General features: G+C 58.5%; 19 protein-coding genes, 2 tRNA genes and 1 pseudogene. 12 read left to right on the forward strand and 10 right to left on the reverse strand.

All coding sequences use genetic code 11. The features are described from left to right. Complete coding sequence (locus tag DQ405_RS14185; protein ID WP_168424818.1) at positions 1–1,284, reverse strand: NAD(P)/FAD-dependent oxidoreductase; 1,284 nt, start codon at positions 1,282–1,284, stop codon at positions 1–3. A gap of 168 nt (positions 1,285–1,452) precedes the next feature. Between DQ405_RS14185 and DQ405_RS14190 the strand changes: the two genes are divergently transcribed. The 10 genes from DQ405_RS14190 (at position 1,453) to DQ405_RS14235 (ending at position 9,266) form a co-directional block, all read left to right on the forward strand. Beyond that, positions 1,453–1,529: transfer RNA gene (locus tag DQ405_RS14190), tRNA-Val, on the forward strand. Between the two features lie 223 nt (positions 1,530–1,752). Next, positions 1,753–3,675: a threonine--tRNA ligase gene (thrS, locus tag DQ405_RS14195; protein WP_168424819.1), complete on the forward strand. Its 1,923-nt coding sequence runs from the start codon at positions 1,753–1,755 to the stop codon at positions 3,673–3,675. Continuing rightward, entirely contained in the window at positions 3,675–4,226 is a 552-nt protein-coding gene (gene infC / locus DQ405_RS14200) for a translation initiation factor IF-3 (protein WP_019339385.1), read from the forward strand. The genes thrS and infC overlap by 1 nt, the downstream gene beginning before the upstream one ends. Before the next feature lie 62 nt (positions 4,227–4,288). Continuing rightward, on the forward strand, positions 4,289–4,483 hold the full coding sequence (gene rpmI, locus DQ405_RS14205) for a 50S ribosomal protein L35 (RefSeq protein ID WP_019339386.1): 195 nt from the start codon (positions 4,289–4,291) through the stop codon (positions 4,481–4,483). Positions 4,484–4,510: 27 nt separating this feature from the next. Next, positions 4,511–4,867 (forward strand): 50S ribosomal protein L20, encoded by a 357-nt coding sequence (gene rplT, locus DQ405_RS14210; RefSeq protein WP_019339387.1) that lies wholly within the window; start codon positions 4,511–4,513, stop codon positions 4,865–4,867. Between the two features lie 166 nt (positions 4,868–5,033). Continuing rightward, on the forward strand, positions 5,034–6,050 hold the full coding sequence (gene pheS / locus DQ405_RS14215) for a phenylalanine--tRNA ligase subunit alpha (RefSeq protein WP_168424820.1): 1,017 nt from the start codon (positions 5,034–5,036) through the stop codon (positions 6,048–6,050). A 35-nt stretch (positions 6,051–6,085) separates the two neighbouring features. After that, positions 6,086–8,464 (forward strand): phenylalanine--tRNA ligase subunit beta, encoded by a 2,379-nt coding sequence (pheT, locus tag DQ405_RS14220; RefSeq protein WP_168424821.1) that lies wholly within the window; start codon positions 6,086–6,088, stop codon positions 8,462–8,464. Between the two features lie 3 nt (positions 8,465–8,467). Next, a complete protein-coding gene (gene ihfA, locus DQ405_RS14225) occupies positions 8,468–8,770 on the forward strand; it encodes an integration host factor subunit alpha (RefSeq protein ID WP_003282572.1) in 303 nt (100 codons plus the stop codon). Continuing rightward, positions 8,751–9,107, forward strand: coding sequence for a MerR family transcriptional regulator (locus DQ405_RS14230; protein ID WP_019339390.1), 357 nt, complete (start codon positions 8,751–8,753; stop codon positions 9,105–9,107). The genes ihfA and DQ405_RS14230 overlap by 20 nt, the downstream gene beginning before the upstream one ends. 82 nt (positions 9,108–9,189) lie before the next feature. Further along, positions 9,190–9,266: transfer RNA gene (locus DQ405_RS14235), tRNA-Pro, on the forward strand. 82 nt (positions 9,267–9,348) lie between these two features. Here DQ405_RS14235 and tcyN read toward each other — a convergent pair. From tcyN to DQ405_RS14265, 6 genes are all read right to left on the reverse strand, one after another. After that, positions 9,349–10,107, reverse strand: coding sequence for an L-cystine ABC transporter ATP-binding protein TcyN (tcyN, locus tag DQ405_RS14240; protein ID WP_168424822.1), 759 nt, complete (start codon positions 10,105–10,107; stop codon positions 9,349–9,351). After that, positions 10,107–10,775, reverse strand: coding sequence for a cystine ABC transporter permease (gene tcyL, locus DQ405_RS14245; protein ID WP_045161837.1), 669 nt, complete (start codon positions 10,773–10,775; stop codon positions 10,107–10,109). Before tcyL ends, tcyN begins: the two co-directional genes overlap by 1 nt. Then, a complete protein-coding gene (gene tcyJ / locus DQ405_RS14250; RefSeq protein ID WP_168424823.1) occupies positions 10,772–11,569 on the reverse strand; it encodes a cystine ABC transporter substrate-binding protein in 798 nt (265 codons plus the stop codon). The genes tcyL and tcyJ overlap by 4 nt, the downstream gene beginning before the upstream one ends. A gap of 112 nt (positions 11,570–11,681) precedes the next feature. Then, a complete protein-coding gene (locus DQ405_RS14255) occupies positions 11,682–12,680 on the reverse strand; it encodes a D-cysteine desulfhydrase (protein WP_168424824.1) in 999 nt (332 codons plus the stop codon). A 292-nt stretch (positions 12,681–12,972) separates the two neighbouring features. After that, on the reverse strand, positions 12,973–14,286 hold the full coding sequence (locus tag DQ405_RS14260) for an MFS transporter (protein ID WP_168424825.1): 1,314 nt from the start codon (positions 14,284–14,286) through the stop codon (positions 12,973–12,975). 11 nt (positions 14,287–14,297) lie between these two features. After that, entirely contained in the window at positions 14,298–15,704 is a 1,407-nt protein-coding gene (locus DQ405_RS14265) for an amidase (protein ID WP_168424826.1), read from the reverse strand. Between the two features lie 159 nt (positions 15,705–15,863). On the opposite strand from DQ405_RS14265, the gene gcvA reads away from it, so the two are divergent. Beyond that, entirely contained in the window at positions 15,864–16,760 is an 897-nt protein-coding gene (gcvA, locus tag DQ405_RS14270) for a transcriptional regulator GcvA (protein ID WP_241730003.1), read from the forward strand. On the opposite strand, the pseudogene DQ405_RS14275 reads toward gcvA, so the two are convergent. The 3 genes and pseudogenes from DQ405_RS14275 to DQ405_RS14285 all read right to left on the reverse strand — a co-directional run. Beyond that, positions 16,729–16,817 (reverse strand): annotated as a pseudogene (locus tag DQ405_RS14275) (NINE protein); the annotation flags it as partial. The gene gcvA and the pseudogene DQ405_RS14275 sit on opposite strands and share 32 nt — an antisense overlap. A 335-nt stretch (positions 16,818–17,152) precedes the next feature. Further along, entirely contained in the window at positions 17,153–17,992 is an 840-nt protein-coding gene (locus tag DQ405_RS14280) for a bifunctional allantoicase/(S)-ureidoglycine aminohydrolase (RefSeq protein ID WP_168424827.1), read from the reverse strand. Between the two features lie 268 nt (positions 17,993–18,260). Next, a complete protein-coding gene (locus tag DQ405_RS14285) occupies positions 18,261–19,247 on the reverse strand; it encodes a DMT family transporter (RefSeq protein WP_241730002.1) in 987 nt (328 codons plus the stop codon). A gap of 159 nt (positions 19,248–19,406) precedes the next feature. Between DQ405_RS14285 and aceK the strand changes: the two genes are divergently transcribed. After that, positions 19,407–21,131: a bifunctional isocitrate dehydrogenase kinase/phosphatase gene (gene aceK, locus DQ405_RS14290; protein WP_168424828.1), complete on the forward strand. Its 1,725-nt coding sequence runs from the start codon at positions 19,407–19,409 to the stop codon at positions 21,129–21,131. Positions 21,132–21,251 lie beyond the last annotated feature (120 nt).

Raw genomic sequence — 21,251 nt, forward strand, 5'->3', positions numbered from 1 at the left:
TTAGAACCCGACTTTGTCCCGCAGGCTGTAGTAGAGCGCGCCGAGGGCGCTCAGCGGCGCGCTGAGCTTCTGCCCGCCGGGAAACGGGTAATGCGGCAAGCTGGCAAAGGCGTCGAAGCGCTCGGCCTGTCCCCGCAACGCCTCAGCGATAACCTTCCCGGCGATATGGGTATAGGTAACGCCGTGGCCGCTGCACCCTTGCGAGTAGTAGAGGTTGTCATCAAGCCGGCCGACCTGCGGTAAGCGAGACAGTGTCATCAGGAAATTACCGGTCCAGGCGAACTCTGTCTTGATGCCCTGCAACTGTGGAAATGTCTTGAGCATCTTCGGGCGGATGATCGACTCGATATCGGCCGGATCTCGCGCGCCGTAGACCACTCCGCCGCCATAGATCAAGCGCTTGTCTGCGGACAGGCGGAAGTAATCCAGCAAATAGTTGCAGTCCTCAACGCAGTAATCCTGCGGCAGCAACGTCGCCGCGAGCTCCGAGTCGAGGGGTTCCGTAGCGATCACCTGGGTGCCGCAGGGCATGGATTTGGCGGCCAGCTCCGGAACCAGGCCTCCGAGATAGGCATTTCCGGCAACAACCACAAACTTCGTGGTCACCTGGCCATGCTGGGTATGTACTCGCGGGATGTTTCCTCGGTCAATGCGGGTTGCCGCGCTTTGTTCGTAGATGACGCCGCCGAGCGATTCGACCGCGGCCGCTTCGCCTAGCGCAAGGTTGAGCGGGTGGATGTGACCGCCCCCGTGATCTAGCATTCCACCTATGTATCGCTCGCTCGCCACGACGTTTCGAATGCCGTCGTGATCGAGTATTTCCAACTGACCGTAGCCGTAACGCTCCCAAAGGGCCTTCTGCGCCTCAAGGTGGTGCATCTGCTTGGAATTGAAAGCGGCGAATACGCCTCCGTCTTTCAGGTCACAGTCGATGCCGTAACGCGCGACTCGCTCACGAATGATTTGCCCGCCCTCGAATGCCATCGCCCCAATCAGGCGTGCTTCATTGCTTCCGGTGCTGCGCTCGACCGTATCGATATCGCGGCTGTAGCTGTTGACGATTTGTCCGCCGTTGCGCCCGGAAGCGCCGAAGCCGACCTTGGCAGCTTCCAATATGACGACGCGAAAACCCTGTTCAAGAAGAAACAGTGCGGTGGATAGCCCGGTGTAGCCGGCGCCGATCACGCAGACGTCCGTCTCGACACTATCGCTCAGAGCGTCGCGAGTAGGTGCCGGGTTCGCTGACGCTGCGTAATAGGACGAGGGGTAGGGAGTGTGCGACATTCTGATTGCCCTGTTCCGAATATTTGACGAGATGCTATCTCGACAAGCCCCTACGATGCTATAGCGACGCCTAGGGCGTTCTCTCATCCAAAAATTACGAATATCAGTGGCTTAGCAAAAAAAGCGCTTGACTCTCTCAGGCGTATCTCTACAATGCGCGTCCATCGGAGGCACATAGCTCAGTTGGTTAGAGCACCACCTTGACATGGTGGGGGTCGTTGGTTCGAATCCAATTGTGCCTACCAATTCCGAAAAAGGGTCGCGCCAGCGACCCTTTTTTTATGCCTTGCTTGTCAGTGCGGCGGCTTTCTGAAAGCATCCGTGCTCCATATTTCCAGTGACTTCGGTCCATCTCGATAGCCTTTGGGCTCCTGCCACTGTGCGGCAGGTCATTCGATGGATCGCTTTCCTGGCTCATCCCAACCCATGTGGCCTTTGGTGCGGGTCACCACTAGGAGAGGAGGCGCCATGCCCATCATTACTCTTCCTGACGGCAGTCAGCGTTCATTCGATCATTCCGTTTCAGTCGCTGAGGTTGCTCAGTCAATCGGCGCAGGCCTGGCGAAGGCTACCCTTGCTGGTAAGGTCGATGGGCGACTGGTCGATGCCTGTGATCTGATCGAAAGCGACGCGAGCCTGCAGATCATCACGCCGAAGGATGAAGAGGGGCTGGAGATCATTCGTCACTCCTGTGCGCACCTGGTTGGGCATGCGGTCAAGCAGCTCTACCCGTCCGCGAAGATGGTCATCGGGCCGGTGATCGCCGAAGGTTTCTACTACGATATCGCCTTCGAGCGGCCGTTCACGCCGGACGATATGGCTGCAATCGAGCAGCGCATGAAGCAGCTGATCGACACCGAATACGACGTGATCAAGAAGGTGACACCGCGGGCTGAAGTCATTGAGCTGTTCCAGTCGCGTGGTGAGGATTACAAGCTGCGTCTGGTCGAGGATATGCCTGACGAGCAGGCGATGGGGCTGTATTATCACGAAGAATACGTCGACATGTGTCGTGGTCCACATGTGCCCAATACACGCTTTCTCAAATCGTTCAAGTTGACCAAGTTGTCCGGCGCTTACTGGCGCGGCGATGCGAAGAACGAGCAGCTACAGCGTGTGTATGGCACTGCTTGGGCGGACAAGAAGCAGCTCGCAGCCTACATTCAGCGCATCGAAGAAGCTGAAAAGCGTGATCACCGCAAGATCGGTAAGCGCTTGGATCTTTTTCATACGCAGGAAGAAGCACCTGGTATGGTGTTCTGGCACCCGAATGGCTGGACCCTGTATCAGGTGCTTGAGCAGTACATGCGCGTGATACAGCGTGAGAACGGCTACCAGGAAATTCGGACCCCGCAGGTCGTCGATCGCAGCCTGTGGGAGAAGTCCGGTCACTGGGCGAATTACGCTGAGAATATGTTCACTACGGAATCGGAAAGTCGCGATTATGCGATCAAGCCGATGAACTGCCCTTGCCACGTGCAAGTGTACAACCAGGGTTTGAAAAGCTATCGCGAGCTGCCGTTGCGTCTCGCCGAGTTCGGTGCCTGCCATCGCAACGAGCCGTCGGGTGCGCTGCACGGCATCATGCGAGTGCGCGGTTTCACGCAGGACGATGCGCATATCTTCTGTACCGAAGAGCAGATGCAGTCCGAGTCAGCGGCGTTCATCAAGCTGACCCAGGCGGTTTATGCAGATTTCGGCTTCGATAACATTGAGCTGAAGCTGTCGACTCGACCTGAGAAGCGAGTCGGTTCCGATGAGTTGTGGGGTCGTGCCGAGGCGGCCCTGGCCGCCGCGCTGGATAGTGCGGGACTACCTTACGATTTGCAGCCTGGTGAAGGCGCCTTCTACGGTCCGAAGATAGAATTCTCGCTGAAGGACTGCCTGGGTCGCGTATGGCAGTGCGGCACGCTTCAGCTTGACTTCAATCTTCCGATTCGCTTGGGAGCTGAATACGTCAGCGAGAACAACGATCGTCAGCATCCGGTTATGTTGCACCGCGCCATCCTTGGCTCGTTCGAGCGTTTCATCGGTATTCTTATCGAACACTACGAAGGTGCTTTCCCGGCTTGGTTGGCGCCGACTCAAGCGGTGGTGATGAATATCACCGATAAACAGGCTGATTTCGCCCAGGAAGTGGAGAAAACACTCAACCAAAGCGGCTTCCGTGCCAAGTCCGACTTGAGAAACGAAAAGATCGGCTTTAAAATCCGCGAGCATACCTTGCTCAAGGTTCCCTATCTCTTGGTTATCGGAGACAGGGAAGTAGAGACACGAGCCGTTGCTGTGCGCACCCGTGAAGGCGTCGATCTGGGCTCCATGCCCCTGGACGACTTCGCGCAGTTGCTGACACAAGCGGTTTCCCGGCGTGGTCGCCAAGAATTGGAGTAATGACTATTAAGCGTGAAATGAGACAGGATAAACGAGCTGCACCCAAGGCCCCGATCAACGAGAATATCTCGGCTCGTGAGGTCCGTTTGATTGGTGCTGATGGCGAGCAGGTTGGCATCGTCTCGATTGATGAAGCGCTTCGTATAGCTGAAGAAGCCAAGTTGGATCTGGTGGAAATTTCCGCCGATGCGGTTCCTCCTGTATGCCGGATCATGGATTACGGCAAGCACCTGTTCGAAAAGAAGAAGCAGGTCGCTGCAGCGAAGAAGAACCAGAAGCAGATCCAGGTTAAAGAAGTAAAGTTTCGTCCAGGGACGGAAGAGGGCGACTACCAGGTCAAGCTACGCAACCTGGTACGTTTCCTGAGTGACGGGGACAGGGCCAAGGTTTCGTTGAGATTCCGCGGTCGTGAGATGGCCCATCAGGAGCTGGGGATGGAGTTGTTGAAGCGGGTCGAAGGTGACCTGGCTGAATACGGTTCGGTCGAACAGCATCCAAAGATGGAAGGACGCCAGCTGATCATGGTCATCGCTCCCAAGAAGAAAAAGTAACCACCAGGGCACTGGCAGGCCTTGCGGTTATTTGAAATCACCCACACTGTGGAGTACCGAACATGCCAAAGATGAAGACTAAAAGTGGCGCTGCGAAGCGCTTCAAAAAGACGGCGAATGGCTACAAGCACAAGCACGCTTTCAAGAGCCACATCCTGACCAAAATGTCTACCAAGCGTAAGCGTCAGCTACGTGGTACATCTCTGATGCACCCGTCTGATAACGCAAAAGTAGAGCGCATGCTGCGCGTTCGTTAATTCGGTCAAGACTCAGAGGAATAACTCATGGCTCGTGTTAAGCGTGGCGTCGTCGCTCGTCGCCGTCACAAGAAAATTCTGAAACTCGCTAAAGGCTATTACGGCGCTCGTTCGCGCGTGTTCCGTGTTGCCAAGCAGGCGGTGATCAAGGCTGGCCAGTATGCCTACCGTGACCGTCGTCAGCGGAAGCGTCAGTTCCGCGCTCTTTGGATCGCTCGTATCAACGCCGGTGCTCGTGTAAATGGTCTGTCCTACAGCCGTTTCATCGCTGGCCTGAAAAAAGCAGCCATCGAGATCGACCGTAAGGTTCTGGCCGAGTTGGCAGTAAACGAAAAAGCAGCTTTCGCTGCGATTGTCGAAAAAGCCAAAGCTTCTCTGGCCTAAGCCCATCGACAATCGAATCTTCGGATTCGTAGCGTCACCGATAGGGGAAGAGCCTTGTGCTCTTCCCCTATTTCGTATCTGAAGGGGCATTTGCAAAAATGCACCTGGCCAAAGCCAATGCGCTGATCGCCTGGTGCGGTTCTGCAAGAACCTCTGGAGGTTGTACATGGAAAACCTGGATGCACTGGTCTCGCAAGCGCTTGAGGCGGTGCAACATAGTCAAGACATCACCGCCCTGGAGCAGATCCGGGTTCAGTACCTTGGTAAGAAAGGCGAGTTGACCCAGGTCATGCAGACCTTGGGCAAGCTATCCGCTGAGGAGCGTCCGAAGGCGGGTGCGCTGATCAATGCAGCGAAGAGTCGGGTTCAAGATGAACTGAATGCCCGAAAGGCCGATCTTGAGCAGGCTGCGCTTAGTGCCAGACTGGCTGCGGAGCGAATCGATGTAACCCTGCCAGGCAGAGGGGAGGCCTCCGGTGGTCTGCATCCGGTGACCCGTACGCTGGAGCGGATCGAGCAGTTCTTTAGCCACATTGGCTATCGTGTCGCCGAAGGGCCGGAAGTCGAAGATGACTACCACAACTTCGAAGCGCTCAATATTCCGGGGCATCATCCCGCTCGGGCGATGCACGACACATTCTATTTCAACGCCAACATGCTGTTGCGCACCCATACCTCGCCAGTTCAGGTGCGTACCATGGAGTCGCAGCAGCCGCCCATCCGCATCGTCTGCCCTGGCCGGGTCTACCGCTGTGATTCGGATATCACCCACTCGCCAATGTTTCATCAGGTCGAAGGTCTGCTGATCGACGAGGGCATCAGCTTCGCCGACCTGAAGGGAACGATCGAGCAGTTCTTGCGCGTGTTCTTCGAAAAACCGCTAGGTGTTCGATTCCGCCCGTCGTTCTTCCCATTCACCGAGCCATCGGCCGAAGTGGACATGCAATGTGTCATGTGCAGCGGGAAGGGCTGTCGCGTGTGCAAGCAGACCGGCTGGCTCGAGGTGATGGGCTGCGGCATGGTGCATCCGAACGTATTGCGCATGTCTGGTATCGATCCAGAAAAATATCAAGGCTTCGCTTTCGGTATGGGAGCTGAACGGCTCGCCATGCTGCGTTATGGCGTCAACGACTTACGCCTGTTCTTCGATAACGACCTGAGGTTCCTGGCGCAATTTCGCTAGGGCATGTCCAGTCAAAGAATTCTTAGGAGAGCAGGATGAAATTCAGCGAACAGTGGTTGCGCACCTGGGTCAATCCACAAGTTTCCCGCGAGGAGCTGGTGGCGCGTCTATCGATGGTGGGCCTCGAAGTGGACGCGGTGGCTCCGGTCGCCGGCGAGTTCAATGGTGTAGTTGTGGGCGAGGTGCTGAGCGCCGAACAGCATCCTGATGCAGACAAGTTGCGCGTCTGTCAGGTCAGCAACGGCAGCGAGACGTTTCAGGTGGTCTGTGGTGCGCCAAACGCACGGCAAGGCCTGAAGATTCCCTTCGCCATGATCGGCGCCAAGCTGCCGGGCGATTTCAAGATCAAGAAAGCGAAGCTTCGTGGCGTCGAATCCAACGGCATGCTCTGTTCTGAAACCGAGCTGCAGATTGGCACTGATGACAGCGGGCTGATGGAGTTGGCGAGCGATGCTCCGGTTGGCGGTGATTTGCGAGCCTATCTTGGGCTGGACGATGCGAGCATCGAGATCGGTCTGACGCCGAATCGCGGCGATTGCCTTTCTATTGCTGGTCTAGCACGTGAGGTAGGTGCGATCTATGGCGCGACGGTCGCTTCAGTCGATATCGCTTCGGTTGCCGCGAGTCATGATGAGGTGCGCCCCGTCGAGGTGTTTGCGCCGAAAGCCTGTCCACGCTACCTCGGGCGCGTGATCCGCAATGTTGATCTGTCGCGACCCACACCGCTGTGGATGATCGAGCGGCTACGTCGTTCCGATATCCGCAGCATCGATGCTGTGGTGGACGTAACCAACTATGTGATGCTCGAGCTGGGGCAGCCGCTGCACGCCTTCGATCTTGCCGAGATCAATGGCGGGATCAAGGTTCGGATGGCAGAGGAGCAGGAGAAGCTCGTCTTGCTCGACGGCCAGGAGGTGACCCTGCGTACCGATACGCTGGTGATTGCCGACCATCAGCGTGCCCTCGCTATCGCGGGTGTGATGGGCGGTGAGCACAGCGGTGTCAACGCTTCTACCCAGGATCTGTTCTTGGAAAGCGCCTTCTTCGACACCATCGCGCTCGCCGGCAAGGCGCGCTCCTATGGTTTGCACACCGATGCATCGCATCGTTATGAGCGTGGCGTGGATTTCCAGCTGACCCATCGAGCCATGGAGCGTGCCACTGCGCTGCTGCTGGATATTGTCGGAGGCAATGCAGGCCCTGTGATCGATGCTACCAGCAACGCCGATCTTCCAGCCGTTGCGCCGATCTCGCTACGTAAGGGGCGCATCGAGCAGATGCTCGGATTGAGCATGGCCGACGATCAGGTTGTCTCGCTGCTTTCTGCCCTGGGCCTGGGTGTAGTCGAGCAGGGCGCTGGAGTCTGGGAAGTCAGCGTTCCCAGTCATCGGTTCGATATCAGCCTCGAGGTTGATCTCATCGAAGAGTTGGGGCGTCTCTATGGTTACGATCGCTTGCCGGTGCGTTATCCGCAGGCGCGCTTGGCGCCGGAGGCTAAGCCCGAGTCTCGCGCCGAATTGCCGGCTTTGCGTCGGTTGCTGGTGGCTCGTGGTTACCAGGAGGCGATTACTTACAGCTTCATCGATCCTAAGTTATTCGAGCTGTTCAGCCCTGGCGTTGAACCGCTGCAGCTGGCCAATCCGATTTCCTCGGATATGGCGGCGATGCGCGCGACGCTCTGGCCAGGATTGGTCAAGGCGTTGCAGTACAACCTTAATCGTCAGCAAACACGCGTGCGTCTGTTCGAAAGCGGTCTGCGCTTCGTGGGCCAACTGGGTGAACTGAAGCAGGAGCCCATGTTGGCCGGCGTCATCACGGGAAGTCGCCTGCCAGAAGCCTGGAGCAACGAAAGAGCAGCGGCTGACTTCTATGACATCAAGGCCGACGTTGAAGCCTTGCTTGGATATGCCGGCGATGCCGTAGCGTATAGCTTTTTCGCCGGTGAGCATCCTGCTCTACATCCTGGGCAGACCGCGCGAATCGAGCGGGAAGGGCGCCTGGTCGGCTACATCGGGAGCCTTCATCCCGAACTGGCCGCCACGCTGGGCATCGATCAACCGATCTATCTTTTCGAGTTGCTGGTTGCCGAGATCAGCGAAGGGCGACTGCCACGCTTCAGCGAGCTGTCCCGCTTCCCTGAGGTGCGGCGCGACTTGGCTATCCTGGTGGCGCACGAGGTGTCGGCTGACGCTGTGCTGCGATGCATCCGAGATGCTGCCGGTGAGAACCTGAAAGACCTCAAGCTATTTGATGTCTATCAGGGTAAAGGTATTGATCCGCTTAGCAAAAGTATGGCAGTCGGCTTGACCTGGCAACACCCTTCGCGCACTCTAAACGACGACGAGGTAAGTGGTGCGATGCAGCAAATCCTTACCTCCCTGGAAGAAAGGTTCAACGCCACGTTAAGGAAATAGCGTATGGGGGCTCTGACGAAAGCTGAAATGGCCGAACGTCTATATGAAGAGCTAGGCTTGAATAAGCGCGAGGCCAAGGAGCTGGTCGAGCTGTTTTTCGAGGAGATTCGCCAAGCGCTCGAGCATAACGAACAGGTGAAGTTGTCCGGTTTCGGCAACTTCGACCTGCGCGACAAGCGACAGCGCCCGGGGCGCAACCCGAAGACCGGTGAGGAAATCCCGATTACGGCGCGTCGTGTCGTGACATTCCGGCCAGGCCAAAAACTAAAAGCCAGAGTCGAAGCGTATGCTGGAACCAAGTCATAACGACGAACTGCCAACGATACCCGGCAAACGCTATTTCACTATTGGTGAGGTGAGCGAGCTATGCGCGGTCAAGCCGCACGTGCTGCGATATTGGGAGCAGGAGTTTCCACAACTGAACCCTGTTAAGCGTCGCGGTAATCGGCGCTATTACCAGCGGCAAGACGTGCTGATGATCCGACAGATCAGGTCGCTGTTGTACGAGCAAGGCTTCACTATCGGCGGGGCTCGGCAGCGGATGTCCGGCGAAGAGGCCCGTGATGACACCACGCAATACAAGCAATTGATCAGACAGATGATTACCGAGCTTGAGGATGTCCTGCAGGTGTTGAAGAATTAGTCGCCGCTGTGCAAAAAACTTTCACATATTCAGTCGCTTAATGTATAGTTCGATCCGTTTTCAGCAGAGCTGAATACATCGTCGGGGCGTAGCGCAGCCTGGTAGCGCACTTGCATGGGGTGCAAGGGGTCGAGTGTTCGAATCACTCCGTCCCGACCAAAAAACCTAAAAAATCCAGTTGCTTAACGGTGACTGGATTTTTTTATGGGCGCTTCACACTCATGGACGGCGGTCGGGCGTTTTAGTGCACTTGCTGATCGCCGATGAACTTACTGAGGAACTGTCGTGTGCGTTCCTGCTGCGGCGCGCTAAGCAATTGCCTGGCGTCGCCTTGTTCGACAATCACCCCGTCATCAATGAATATCGCCCTGTCGGCGACGTCGCGGGCGAAGCCCATCTCGTGGGTGACAATGATCATGGTGCGCTTTTCCTCCGCCAGGCCGCGGATAGTGGCGAGCACTTCGCCGACCAATTCCGGATCGAGCGCCGAGGTCGGTTCGTCGAACAGGATCACATCCGGCTGCATGGCCAGCGCGCGGGCAATCGCCACGCGCTGTTGCTGGCCGCCGGAGAGACGCTTGGGATAAGCGTCTTCTTTGCCGCCCAGACCGACCTTGGCCAGCAATGCTCGGCCGCGTTCGAGGGCCTGGGTGCGAGACTCCTTCTTCACTTGCACCGGGCCTTCGATGACATTTTCAAGGGCGGTGCGATGGGGGAACAGGTTGAAGTTCTGGAACACGAACCCGACGTGCTGGCGCAGCTGACGGATAAGCCCTTGCTGCGCCTTGAGCGGTTTATCGGCGTCGATGCGGATCGCACCGACGCTTATCTGCCCGCCGTTGGGTTGCTCCAGCAGATTGAGGCAGCGCAGCAGGGTGGTCTTACCCGAACCGCTGGGGCCGATGATCGCCAGCACTTCGCCGGGAGCAATGTCGAGGTCGATGCCCTTGAGCACGTCCTGGCCGTTAAAAGACTTTTTCAGGTTGCGCACGGAAATCATCAGGCGTCCTGCTCGTGGCGGTTGACCCGGTCTTCCAGGCGACCCTGGAAGTACGCCAGCACGCTGGCCAGCAACCAGTAGATCAGCGCGGCGGCCAGGTACATGGTGAAAATCTCGAAAGTGCGAGCGGTGATCAGCTGCGCCTGGCGGAACAGTTCCGGCACCTGGATGGTGGCGGCCAGGGCGGTGTCTTTGACCAGCGAGATGAAGCTGTTGCCCAGAGGCGGCAGGGCGGTGCGTGCGGCCTGCGGCAGGATGGCCCGATACAGAGTCTGTGCGCGGCTCATGCCGATACTGGCGGCCGCTTCCCACTGGCCACGGTCGATGGAGGCGATGGCGGCGCGCAGAATCTCGGCAGTATAGGCCGCCATGTTCAGCGAGAATCCGATCAGCGCGGCTGGCAGTGGATCGAGCTGGATGCCCAGTTGCGGCATGCCGTAATAGATCATGAACAGCTGCACCAACAGCGGCGTGCCACGGAAGAACGACACGTAGATCCGAGCCAGCCACTGCAGCGGCCAGTAACCGTACAATCGCAGCAGGGCCAGGCCGAAGCCCAGCAGCAGGCCGAAGAACATTCCGCCCAGGCTCAGCACCACGGTCCACCACGCGCCCTTCAGTAGGAAGGGCAGCGAGTCCAGCACCAGCTGCAGGCTATCGTCGATCATTGCGTGACGTCAGTCTTGAACCACCTTTCGGATAGCTGTTGCAAGGTGCCGTCGGCGCGCAGCCTGGCGATGGCCGCGTTAATGGCGGCGAGCAGTTGCGGATTGCCCTTGCGCAGGGCAATGCCGGACTCCTGGCGGGAGAAGGCGTCACCGGCGACGGCCAGGCGATCGCCGGTTTTCTCTACCATCTCGAAGGCGGCCAGGCGGTCGACCAGGATCACGTCGATGCGGCCGACGTTGAGATCCTGGAACTTGGTCGGGTCATCGTCGTAGGTGCGGATGTCGGCTTGCGGCACGTTCTCTTTCAGCCACTGCTCGTAGTTGGTGCCCAGGCCAACACCGACCTTTCTATCAGCCAGGTCGGCCGGGGTCTTTATGCTGTCGGCATCGGCCTTGCGGGTCAGTGCCTGGATGCCCGAGACGGTGTAAGGCGTGGAGAAGTCGTACTTCTGTTTGCGTTCCTCCGAGATGGTCACCTGGTTGATCACCACATCCAGGCGGCCCGATTCCAAGGCGGCGAGGATACCGTCCCACTTGGTCGGCTGAAACTCGGCCTTGACCCCCAGCTGCTTGGCCAGGGCGTTGGCGAAGTCGACCTCGAAACCGGTCAGCTGCCCGGTTTCGTCCTGATAGTTGAAGGGAGGGTAGGTACCTTCGATACCGACCTTGAGGGTGACGTTGGCCTTGACCTCATCCAGCAGATCGGCGGCGAACACCGGAGTGAAAAGGCTGGAACCAAGTAGCAGGCTCAGGCTGCCCAGCAGGAAACGACGACGCAGAGTAGTGAATTTCATGGCAGGCCTCTAGATGGGCGGGGGAAAGTCGTACAACTCTAAGGGCGGAGATATTCCATGAATAACTAGAATCATCATCACCACCCAACTGTGTGGAGTTTCTGATACGCGCTCACAGTACCCATGGATGATAGGCGAATAGCGCCGGAGCACCGCCGGTATGCAGGAACAGCAGCGGACCCCGGCCGGGAAAGGCACCTCGGGCAATGCCGTCGAGCAGGCCGGCGAAAGCTTTGCCGGTGTACACCGGGTCGAGCAACAGGCCTTCCTGCTCGGCGAGCAGGCGGATTGCGGCTAGGGTACCGGCATTCGGCTCGCCATAGCGCGGGGCGAAGTACTGATCCCACAGTTCGACCTGCAACCCCTTCGGTACATCAACATCGAGCAGCTCGGCGGTGCGTTGCAGCAGGCCTTGGACCTTGGGACGCTGGGTCGCATCCGGGCGCGATACGGTGACACCGATCACCCGGCTGCCTGGTCGTGTGTATTCCAGCGCCAAGGCCAGGCCACTGTGGGTTCCGGCGCTGCCGGAGGCGAGCAGTACTGCGGCGAAATCCTCGCCAGTGCTGTGCATCTGTTCGGCCAGCTCCAGGCCAGCACGCACATAACCCATAGCGCCGAGCGCGTTGGAGCCGCCGATGGGCACCACGTAGGGTTTACGTCCGGCGGTGCGCAGGCGCTCGGCGGCGGTCTCTAGCAGCTCGTCGGCGGCGTCCAGATTGGCGACAGCTTCGATCTCGCAGCTGAACAGGTCGAGCAGCAGGCGGTTGCCGTTGCTCAGGTAATTGCCCTCGGCAGTACCCAGCGGATTCTCCAGCAGCGCCAGGCAGCCTAGGCCGAGCCTGGCCGCCAGCGCCGCGGTCTGGCGTACATGGTTGGATTGGATGGCGCCAGCAGTGACCAGAACCTCGGCGCCCTGGGCCAGGGCATCGGCGCCGAGGTATTCGAGCTTACGTGCCTTGTTGCCACCAAGGGCGAGAGGGGTGAGGTCGTCGCGCTTGATCCAGATATCCCGACCCAGGTGACGTGACAGACGCGATAGATGTTCGAGCGGTGTGGCGGCGGGAATCAATTCAAGGCGAGGGAAGCGGGAGAGGGCGTCGGTGAGCATGGGAGCAGGCTTCTGCGCAGAGATGAATAATCACTGTAGAAGGCGTTCCAGAACCGCGGCAAGCCGATGAGCCAGCGGAGTAAGGCGCTGCCGACGATCCTGTGTCGGCTACGGCGTCCTTAGCGAAGCGATTCGCTTACCTACGCATCGAGCTCCATCACGCTATTCATCGGCTAACGAACCGCCATTCCCGGCCAATGACCGCCTGTTCTAGACGGCTTGAAGGCGACCCAACGCTGCCAGTCCTCACAGGCAGAAACTGGCGCGAAGCAATCATTTGTGCTGCCGAATTTCACCCTTTGCCGCGAGGCTGAAGGCCCGGCGAAGTCATAGCCGTCTTTGGCGTCGCGCTGGGCTCAGCCAGATCAGACGTTGCTGATGGCTGCAAAGATACTCTGGAGCTACCCGCTGCGATTAGCATGGCGACGAGGTTCGCGCAGACACTCGCCAGGATCGGCGTCGTGTAGCTTTGGTTCAGATCGAAGACATATCCCGCCGCGCTGGGGCCTACCAACGTGCCGAACGCTACGCTGGTGTACAGAATACCGATGAGGCTGCCGACCTTGGCTTCGCCGAAATAGTCCATGACGAGCGCTGGGAGAACAGCAACCCAGCCACCATAGAAGACGCCATACGCCAGAGCGAAAATGAATAACGACCAGAACTCGGTCGCGATCAGCCAGATCATCATGGCGAATGCCATCCCGGCGAACATGACCAGAAGGGAAAAGCGCCGGCCGTATCGGTCGGCAAACCCGCCGAGCAAAAACCGTCCAGCAGTGCTTCCAAACCCTATCATGGCCAGAAGATAGACGGCCTGCGCGGGCGCGACGCCGAGATCCACCGCATAGGGTACGACGTGGGCGAACGGGACGAAGACGCCGAATGAACAAAGCAAGCACGCAACATAAAGCCCGATGAAACGTGGTGACTTGACGGCCGTGGCTACAGCGAAGCCTTTTGGTGTTTCGAATTGTGCGCCGGCCTGTATGGGGGCGCCGTCAGGGGCAACACCCCGATCCCTGGGGTTGTTGACGATCAGCAGCGCCATTCCGGCGCCAATGACCACCGCGAGCCCGCCGAGCACGAAGTAGGCGTCGCGCCACCCGATGGATTCGACCAGCAGGGCCGAAAATGGCGGCATCACCAGCGTGCCCACGCCAATCCCGCTGACCGCCACTCCCGATGCGAAGCCGCGGCGGCGAACGAACCACCGCTGTATGGTGCTCAGCACAGGCACGTAAGAGAGCCCTACACCGAGCCCCACCCCAAGCGCATAGGCGATATACACTTCAGTCAGGCTGCGGGCCATACCGGCCAAAGCCAGGCCGAGCCCCACCAGAGTCATTCCGGCGACCGTCAATGCGCGAGAACCCCAGCGATCCGAGAGCGGTCCGCTCAGAACGCCCAGGCCGAAATACAGAAAACCTGCGAGCGAGAACACCAAGGAAACCGAGCCCCGCGAGGCGGAGAATTCGGTCTGCAGAGAAGGGACGAAAGCGCCGAACGTATAAGCGCTTCCAAATCCTACGAACGTAACGGCGAACGCGGCCGCGACCACGAACCAGCCGTAGAAAATGCGAGCGTGCATTGAGTCGTTTGTCATCGGAACCCCCTTTAGGCCAGCGGGTGGCGGCAATGCCAGGATGTAGCGTTCTGAAAGGCGGCGCCGGCTCGCAGGAGCATTGCCTCACCGAGATGGGCAGAGACGAGTTGGAGCCCGATGGGTAAGCCCGAGTCGGTAAAGCCACCGGGTAGGGTGACGGTGGGGTTTCCGGTCAGGTTGAATGGGCAGGTATAGCGCTGCAGTCTGGCGATCAGTTCGGGTTGTTCGCCCAATGTCTGTATCGCATCGAGGCTCAGTGGTGCGAAGGGATGTACCGGCGTGAGCAGCAAATCAACGGCGCCGAAGAAGGTGGCGACGCTTCCACGGAAATTCAGCCGGCGCAGCAGTGCCTTTTGATAATCGATGCCGGACAGACCGCGGCCTGCTTCGATAACGGACGCTAGCACCGGGCCGTATTCGCTCTTGCGCGCAGGGTAAGTGGCCTGGTGCGCGACGGCCGTCTCCACCGAACAAATGGGATACCAGTCTGCAACCGCCTGCTCGACATCGGGAAAGGTGACTTCAACGATATGCGCGCCGAGCGCGCGGAATACCTCCAGCGCTTCCGATAGTGCCTGTTGAACAGTGGGGTGGACATCGCTGCTGTTCCACACGGTGTCCATGCCTATGCGTACGCCCCGGATGCCTTGGCCGACAGCAGCCATGTAATCGGGGACCGGTTCGGGTATGGCGGTAGGGTCCTGCGGATCGTGACCGGCGATGACGGCTAACAGCGCGGCGATGTCTTCGGCACTCCGTGCCATGGGGCCTACATGGTCGAGGCTTGCGGCAAGCTCGAACACGCCGTAACGGCTGACGCGCCCCCAGGTGGGTTTCAGCCCTGTCACACCATTAGCGGCCGAGGGCCAACGGATCGAGCCACCCGTATCGGAAGCAAGCGCTCCGTAGCACAGCCCCGCAGCCGTAGCCGAGCCTGGACCGCTGGACGAGATGCCAGGCCAGAAATCGGCATTCCATGGGTTCTTGGGCGATGCGATCAAAGGGTGGTGATCGGAGTAAGCACCTTCGGTTAGTTGAAGCTTGCCCAGCAAGACGGCGCCGGCCTCCTTGAGGCGTCGCACCACAGTTGCATCCTCGGTTGGCCGATTTTGTTGGTGTATCGGCATGCCTGCTGCCGTCGGGATGCCCTTGGTCCAGAACAAGTCTTTCACTGCGATCGGAATGCCATGTAGTGGCCCGCGGTATCGGCCCGCCGCGATCTCTGTTTCAGCTGCCTCAGCTTGGGACAGGGCTAGATCCGCCGTTACAAGTGCATAGCTGCAGAGATTCCCGTCCATGGTTGCAATTCGGTCCAGCTGCGCCTGCACGACCGTGACCGGCGATATCTGGCGCGATCTGATGCGAGCCGCCAGCTGGGTCAGTTCAAGGTAATGCAGCTCTGTCGATTGGATAGTCATGTATTCATCTCCACCAAAGGCAAAAATATGCTTGATCACGTGCTGTCTGGATCGCATCAGGATGACTAAGCTGAGAAAATAGTGACCTCGCGCGAAATCACGCGCAAACGAGTATTTCTGTCGATTTCGATTTAGGTGAGCTAAATGATCGAGCGTAAGATGCCACCACTGAACGCGCTCCGTGCGTTCGAAGCCACGGCACGGCACCTGTCCGTGAAGAACGCCGCCGAAGAACTCTGCGTGACACCAGGCGCCGTGAGCCAGTTGGTCAAGGCGCTCGAACTCAACCTGGGCGTCAAGTTGTTCAATCGAGTAAATCGGGGCATCTTCCTGACCGATATCGGGCAGGCTTACCTGCCGCCGGTACGCAACGCCTTCAGGCAAATAACCGAAGCCTCCAATCGCATCTCGAGCGCTGTGGAGACGGGAATACTGACGGTGAGCGTGACTTCATTTTTCGCGTCCGCCTGGCTCGTGCCGCGTCTGATGCAGTTTCAAGACGACAATCCGGAGATCGATCTGCGGGTGGTTACCAACAATCAGCTGGTCGATTTTTCCCGTGATAGCGTGGATGTCGCTATCCGTCACGGGCTTGGCGTCTATCCGGGCCTGGCGAGCCACCACGTGCTAGCAGTGGAGGTCGTTCCGGTGGCGGCCCCGCAACTCGTGGGCCGAATGGGTCAGCCGGCATCGCCAGCCGACCTGACACGTTGGCCACAGGTGCATGATGCGGAGCGCAGGGCCTGGCATCGCTGGTTCCAATCGCAAGGTGTAGAGGAGATCGGTGCGCTCCGAGGACCGTCCTTCGACGACTCAGGCTTGCTGGTCAAGGCCGTGCTGGCAGGTCAGGGAGTCGGGTTGTTGCCCGCAGCCATGGTGGCTTCTGAACTCGCGCAGGGGCAGCTCGTTAAGGTTGCGCAGGTCTCGTTGCTGGAGGATTTCGCCTACTACCTGGTCTACCCCGAAGCCCGACACGATCGGCCAAAGGTCGCCGCGTTCCGCCGCTGGATACTAGACGCGGCTGCCCGCCAGTGCACAGGTAGATCAGGCCAGTAATCCATTTGCCTGATACATACGGTGCACGCCGAACACACCGAGAAAGGTCAGCAGGAGCCGGTCGAGTCGTTCCATGATCGTGATGCGAACTGGAAGCCGATCGCCTGGCCAGCCTCAAGCTGCCGCTGCGGAAGCCGAGCATGCAGAGAGAGAGCTCGTCGCTCCCCCAGGGTGCCGGGGCGTTGGCTTTATGCTGATTGGCTGGAAGAAGAATGCGGCGATGGATACTGTCGAAAACTGCGGCAGAAGTAACACGTGCTGGCCATGAACAACCAAATCAATGCCGCACGCCATGTGATTCGTGAATGGTGCCGAATAGTGCAGTGCGCATAGTTGGGCCTGAATTGAAACGCCCTCGACACCAAAAGGCGCGAGGGCGTTCGATGCTAAGGCTAGGACCGGTGATTGTACTTGCCCAGATCCATGTGACGGTTCACGTCCTTATAGAGAAGATAACGGAACTTGCCGGGGCCGCCCGAGTAGCAAGCCTGCGGGCAGAAAGCGCGCAGCCACATGTAGTCGCCAGCTTCCACTTCAACCCAATCCTGGTTCAAGCGATAAACGGCTTTTCCTTCGAGTACATACAGGCCGTGTTCCATGACGTGAGTTTCAGCAAAGGGGATCACTGCACCGGGCTCGAAGGTCACGATGTTTACGTGCATGTCATGACGCATGTCGCTCATGTCGACGAATCGGGTGGTGACCCACTTGCCGTCGGTGCCCGGCATCGCTATCGGCTCGATATCCTGCTCGTTGGTCACAAAGGCTTCGGGGTGAGGTAGCCCTTTGACCGCCTGGTAGTACTTGCGGATCCAGTGGAAGCGCGCAGGGGAGGCGTTGTTGTTGCGCAGACTCCATTCGGAGGCTGGCGGGATGAAGGCATAGCTACCCGGACGCATGGTGTGCTTGGTGCCTTCGAGGGTCAGAGTGAATTCACCATCGACTACGAACAGCACGCCTTCGGCGTTAGGGTCTTGCTCGGGCTGGTCACTGCCGCCTCCTTCTGCCAGTTCCACGATGTACTGGGAGAAGGTCTCCGCGAAGCCGGACAGCGGGCGGGACAGAACCCACATGCGCATGTTGTCCCAGAAGGGCAGGTGGCTTGTGACGATGTCGCGCATCACACCTTTAGGGATGATGGCGTAGGCCTCGGTGAACATCGCACGGTCGGTCAGCAGCTCGGTCTGCGCTGGGTGGCCCCCGGTGGGTGCGTAGTACTTGGTGTTTGCCATATAACTCCCATCTTGGTTGTTGGTGCTCGCTGGCGTGCTGCCGCGAGCTGTAAGGGGCGTTTTCATATTGTATACATAAATTGGTAAAAATTATATCTGAATGTATACAACATCTACCGCGTTGCCGAAAGTCATTTCAGCATTATTGAGAGAACGGGCAGCTAAAAAGGAGGCTTGTCGGCAGCCTCTTGCCCTGAAGAACCGACTAACCAGCCTGTTCTTGGTGGTACCTCAGGGGAGCGTCGTAACGGAAACCGGCTGGTTACGTTCAGTCTGATCGGCATGACCTTGCGCGTGTTTGGGCTCGTTCTGGTATTCCAGCAAGCTTTGGGTCGTCGCCAGTCGTTTCGGGGACCGGCGTCGCCACCGTCGCGGTCGGCGCCTGCTTGAGCACAAGCCAGAGCGCAACGGCGATCAGTGCGCCGCCGTACACATAGGCCCAATCCAACGGCTCACCTAGAAACAGTGCGCCCCAAAGCACACCGAACGGTGGAATGATAAAGGTCACCGTCAGGGTACGAACCGGGCCGATATCAGCGAGCAGTCGAAAGTAAAGAATATAGGCGAACGCCGTACAGCCGATACCGAGCCCGAGCAGGCTAAGCCAGACCGTGCCATCGCCCCAGGAAACCGGTGGCGATGTCAGCAGCGATATGGCAAACAGAGGCAGCAGACACAGCACCGCTCCCGCCTGACTGCCGAAAGCCACCAATTCGCTGCTCAGTCCGCCGTGCTGGTTGATCCAGCGCCGGGTCAGGAACCCCCCGAACCCATAACATGCCGTTGCGCCGAGACACGCAAGTGCGCCAATCAGCAGCTGTGCATCGAACGCCACGGGGCCGGTACGGGTCAACAGCGCCACGCCGCCCAGCCCGAACAGCACGCCGATTATTTTCTCGACCGTTAGCGCTTCGGCAAAAAACAATGCACCGATGAGCACACCCATCATCGGTGTAGTCGCGTTGAAAATCGCGGAATAGCCGGTTGGCAGAAATTGCGCTGCCAGTGCGTAGAGCGCGAAAGGGACGCCGGAATTGATCATTCCCAGGACCAGACACAGCTTCAACCTGCCGCGAAAATCCCAGCGAATCCGCATCAGCATCAGGATCGCTAAAAGGCCAACGCACGCGAACAACACACGGAAAAATGCGGTGGGGAACGTTCCGAGTTCGGGAGCGATGATCCTCATGAATAGAAAGCTGGCGCCCCAAATGGCAGCGAGACCGAGAAGGCGCAGGAGGTCTGAAGGGCGCATGGGGAGAGCTCCGGATATTGACATCGGAGTGTTGGCGAGTGCTGCCTATCTGGCAAGTCGGACCACGCTCTTAAACAGCGTCCCATCGCCTTGTGACATCTTTCATTGCGATCAGCCACTGGCTAAGCTCGGGCTTCCGCCGTAGCGAGGCCAATCAAAATGGATGATATGTCAGAGGATATCGAGATTGCCCGGCAGATCCTTCAGGGTTTCGATGACTACCGTGAGCACTTTCGCTTGATTACCGAGGGGGCAAGGTCTCGCTTCGAGCAGGCACAGTGGCTGGAAGCCCAGCGGGCATCGGCGGCCCGCATCAATCTGTATGAGCAAAAGGTCGGTGAAACGGCGACTGCCCTGCGCTCGGCGTTTGACGAGGAAGTGCTGTTGGATGTGCAGCGCTGGCCTCGGGTGAAAAGTGCCTATATCGATCAGATCAATCCGCGCTTCGACGATGAGTTGTCCGAGACCTGGTACAACTCGATTTTCTGCACGCTGTTCAGCCATGACTGTATCAGCGACAGCACCATGTTCATCCATAGCACTCGGCCTGTGAACCGTGCCCATGAGCGGATGACGCAGACGCGCCGGTATCAGCCCGGCGGTGACTTGCACGGCATGCTCGCGCAGATCTTCGATGACTTTGCTTTCGCTGTGCCATACGCCGACCTGAGTGGGGATCTGCAAAGGCTCGAGGCGCAGCTGCAGACGTCCTTGCCGGACTGGGTATGCAAGGATCCAGAGCTCACGACGGAACTGTTCTGTTCGGTACTGTATCGCAACAAAGGTGCCTACCTGATCGGGCGTATCTTCACCTGCGATGAACAGTGGCCACTCGTTATACCGCTGCTGAACCATGACGGCGCGGGTATTGTGGCCGATGTGCTGATTACTGACGAGGCGGAAGTCTCGATCATCTTTTCCTTTACGCGCTCCTATTTCATGGTTGATGTGCCGATTCCGGCGGATTTCATCAGTTTCCTCAAGCGCATCATGCCGGGTAAGCACATCGCCGAGCTCTATACGTCCATCGGTTTCTACAAGCATGGCAAATCGGAGTTTTACCGCGCATTGATCAACCACCTGGCAACCACGGATGACCGCTTCATCATGGCGCCGGGAGTGCGCGGTATGGTGATGAGCGTATTCACGCTGCCGGGCTTCAATACGGTGTTCAAGATCATCAAGGATCGGTTTTCCCACGCCAAGAACGTCAGTCGCGCAACGGTGATCGAGAAGTACCGGCTGGTTAAGAGCGTCGATCGGGTAGGGCGCATGGCCGATACGCAGGAGTTTGCCGATTTCCGCTTTCCCAAATCGAAGTTCGAGCCCGACTGCCTGGCAGAACTGCTGGAGGTTGCGCCCTCAACGGTCGAGGTTCAAGGCGATACGGTGCTGGTACGGCACTGCTGGACCGAGCGGCGGATGACTCCCCTGAATATCTACGTGGAGAACGCCAGCGGGCAGCAAATCCACGAAGCGCTGGATGATTACGGCCTGGCGATCAAGCAGCTCGCTGCGGCCAATATCTTTCCCGGGGACATGCTGTTGAAGAACTTCGGCGTGACCCGTCATGGCCGCGTGGTGTTTTATGACTACGATGAGATCTGCTTTCTAACCGAGGTCAACTTTCGCTACATCCCCGAGGCGCGTTACCCCGAAGACGAAATGTCATCCGAGCCTTGGTATTCGGTCGGTCCGAACGACGTATTTCCAGAGGAATTTCCGCGCTTTCTGTTCGCCGATATCCATCAGCGCCGGCTATTCGCCAAGCTGCACGGCGAACTGTATGACGCCAATTACTGGAAAGGTTTGCAGCAAGCGATAAGCGACGGCAAGGTGATCGATGTCTTCCCGTACAGACGTAGGCTGAAAGCCACCCAGTGAGTCGCGCGGTGCGGTGAACGCCTGTAGATAGTCCGGGTCGCATTTTATAGAGCCGAAAGAAGGGCACGGCGGCCACAACCTGCAACATCTGCCGCAAGCGACAGTGCAACTCTTGGGGTA

The sequence above is a fragment of the Pseudomonas sp. SST3 genome, assembly GCF_003325755.1.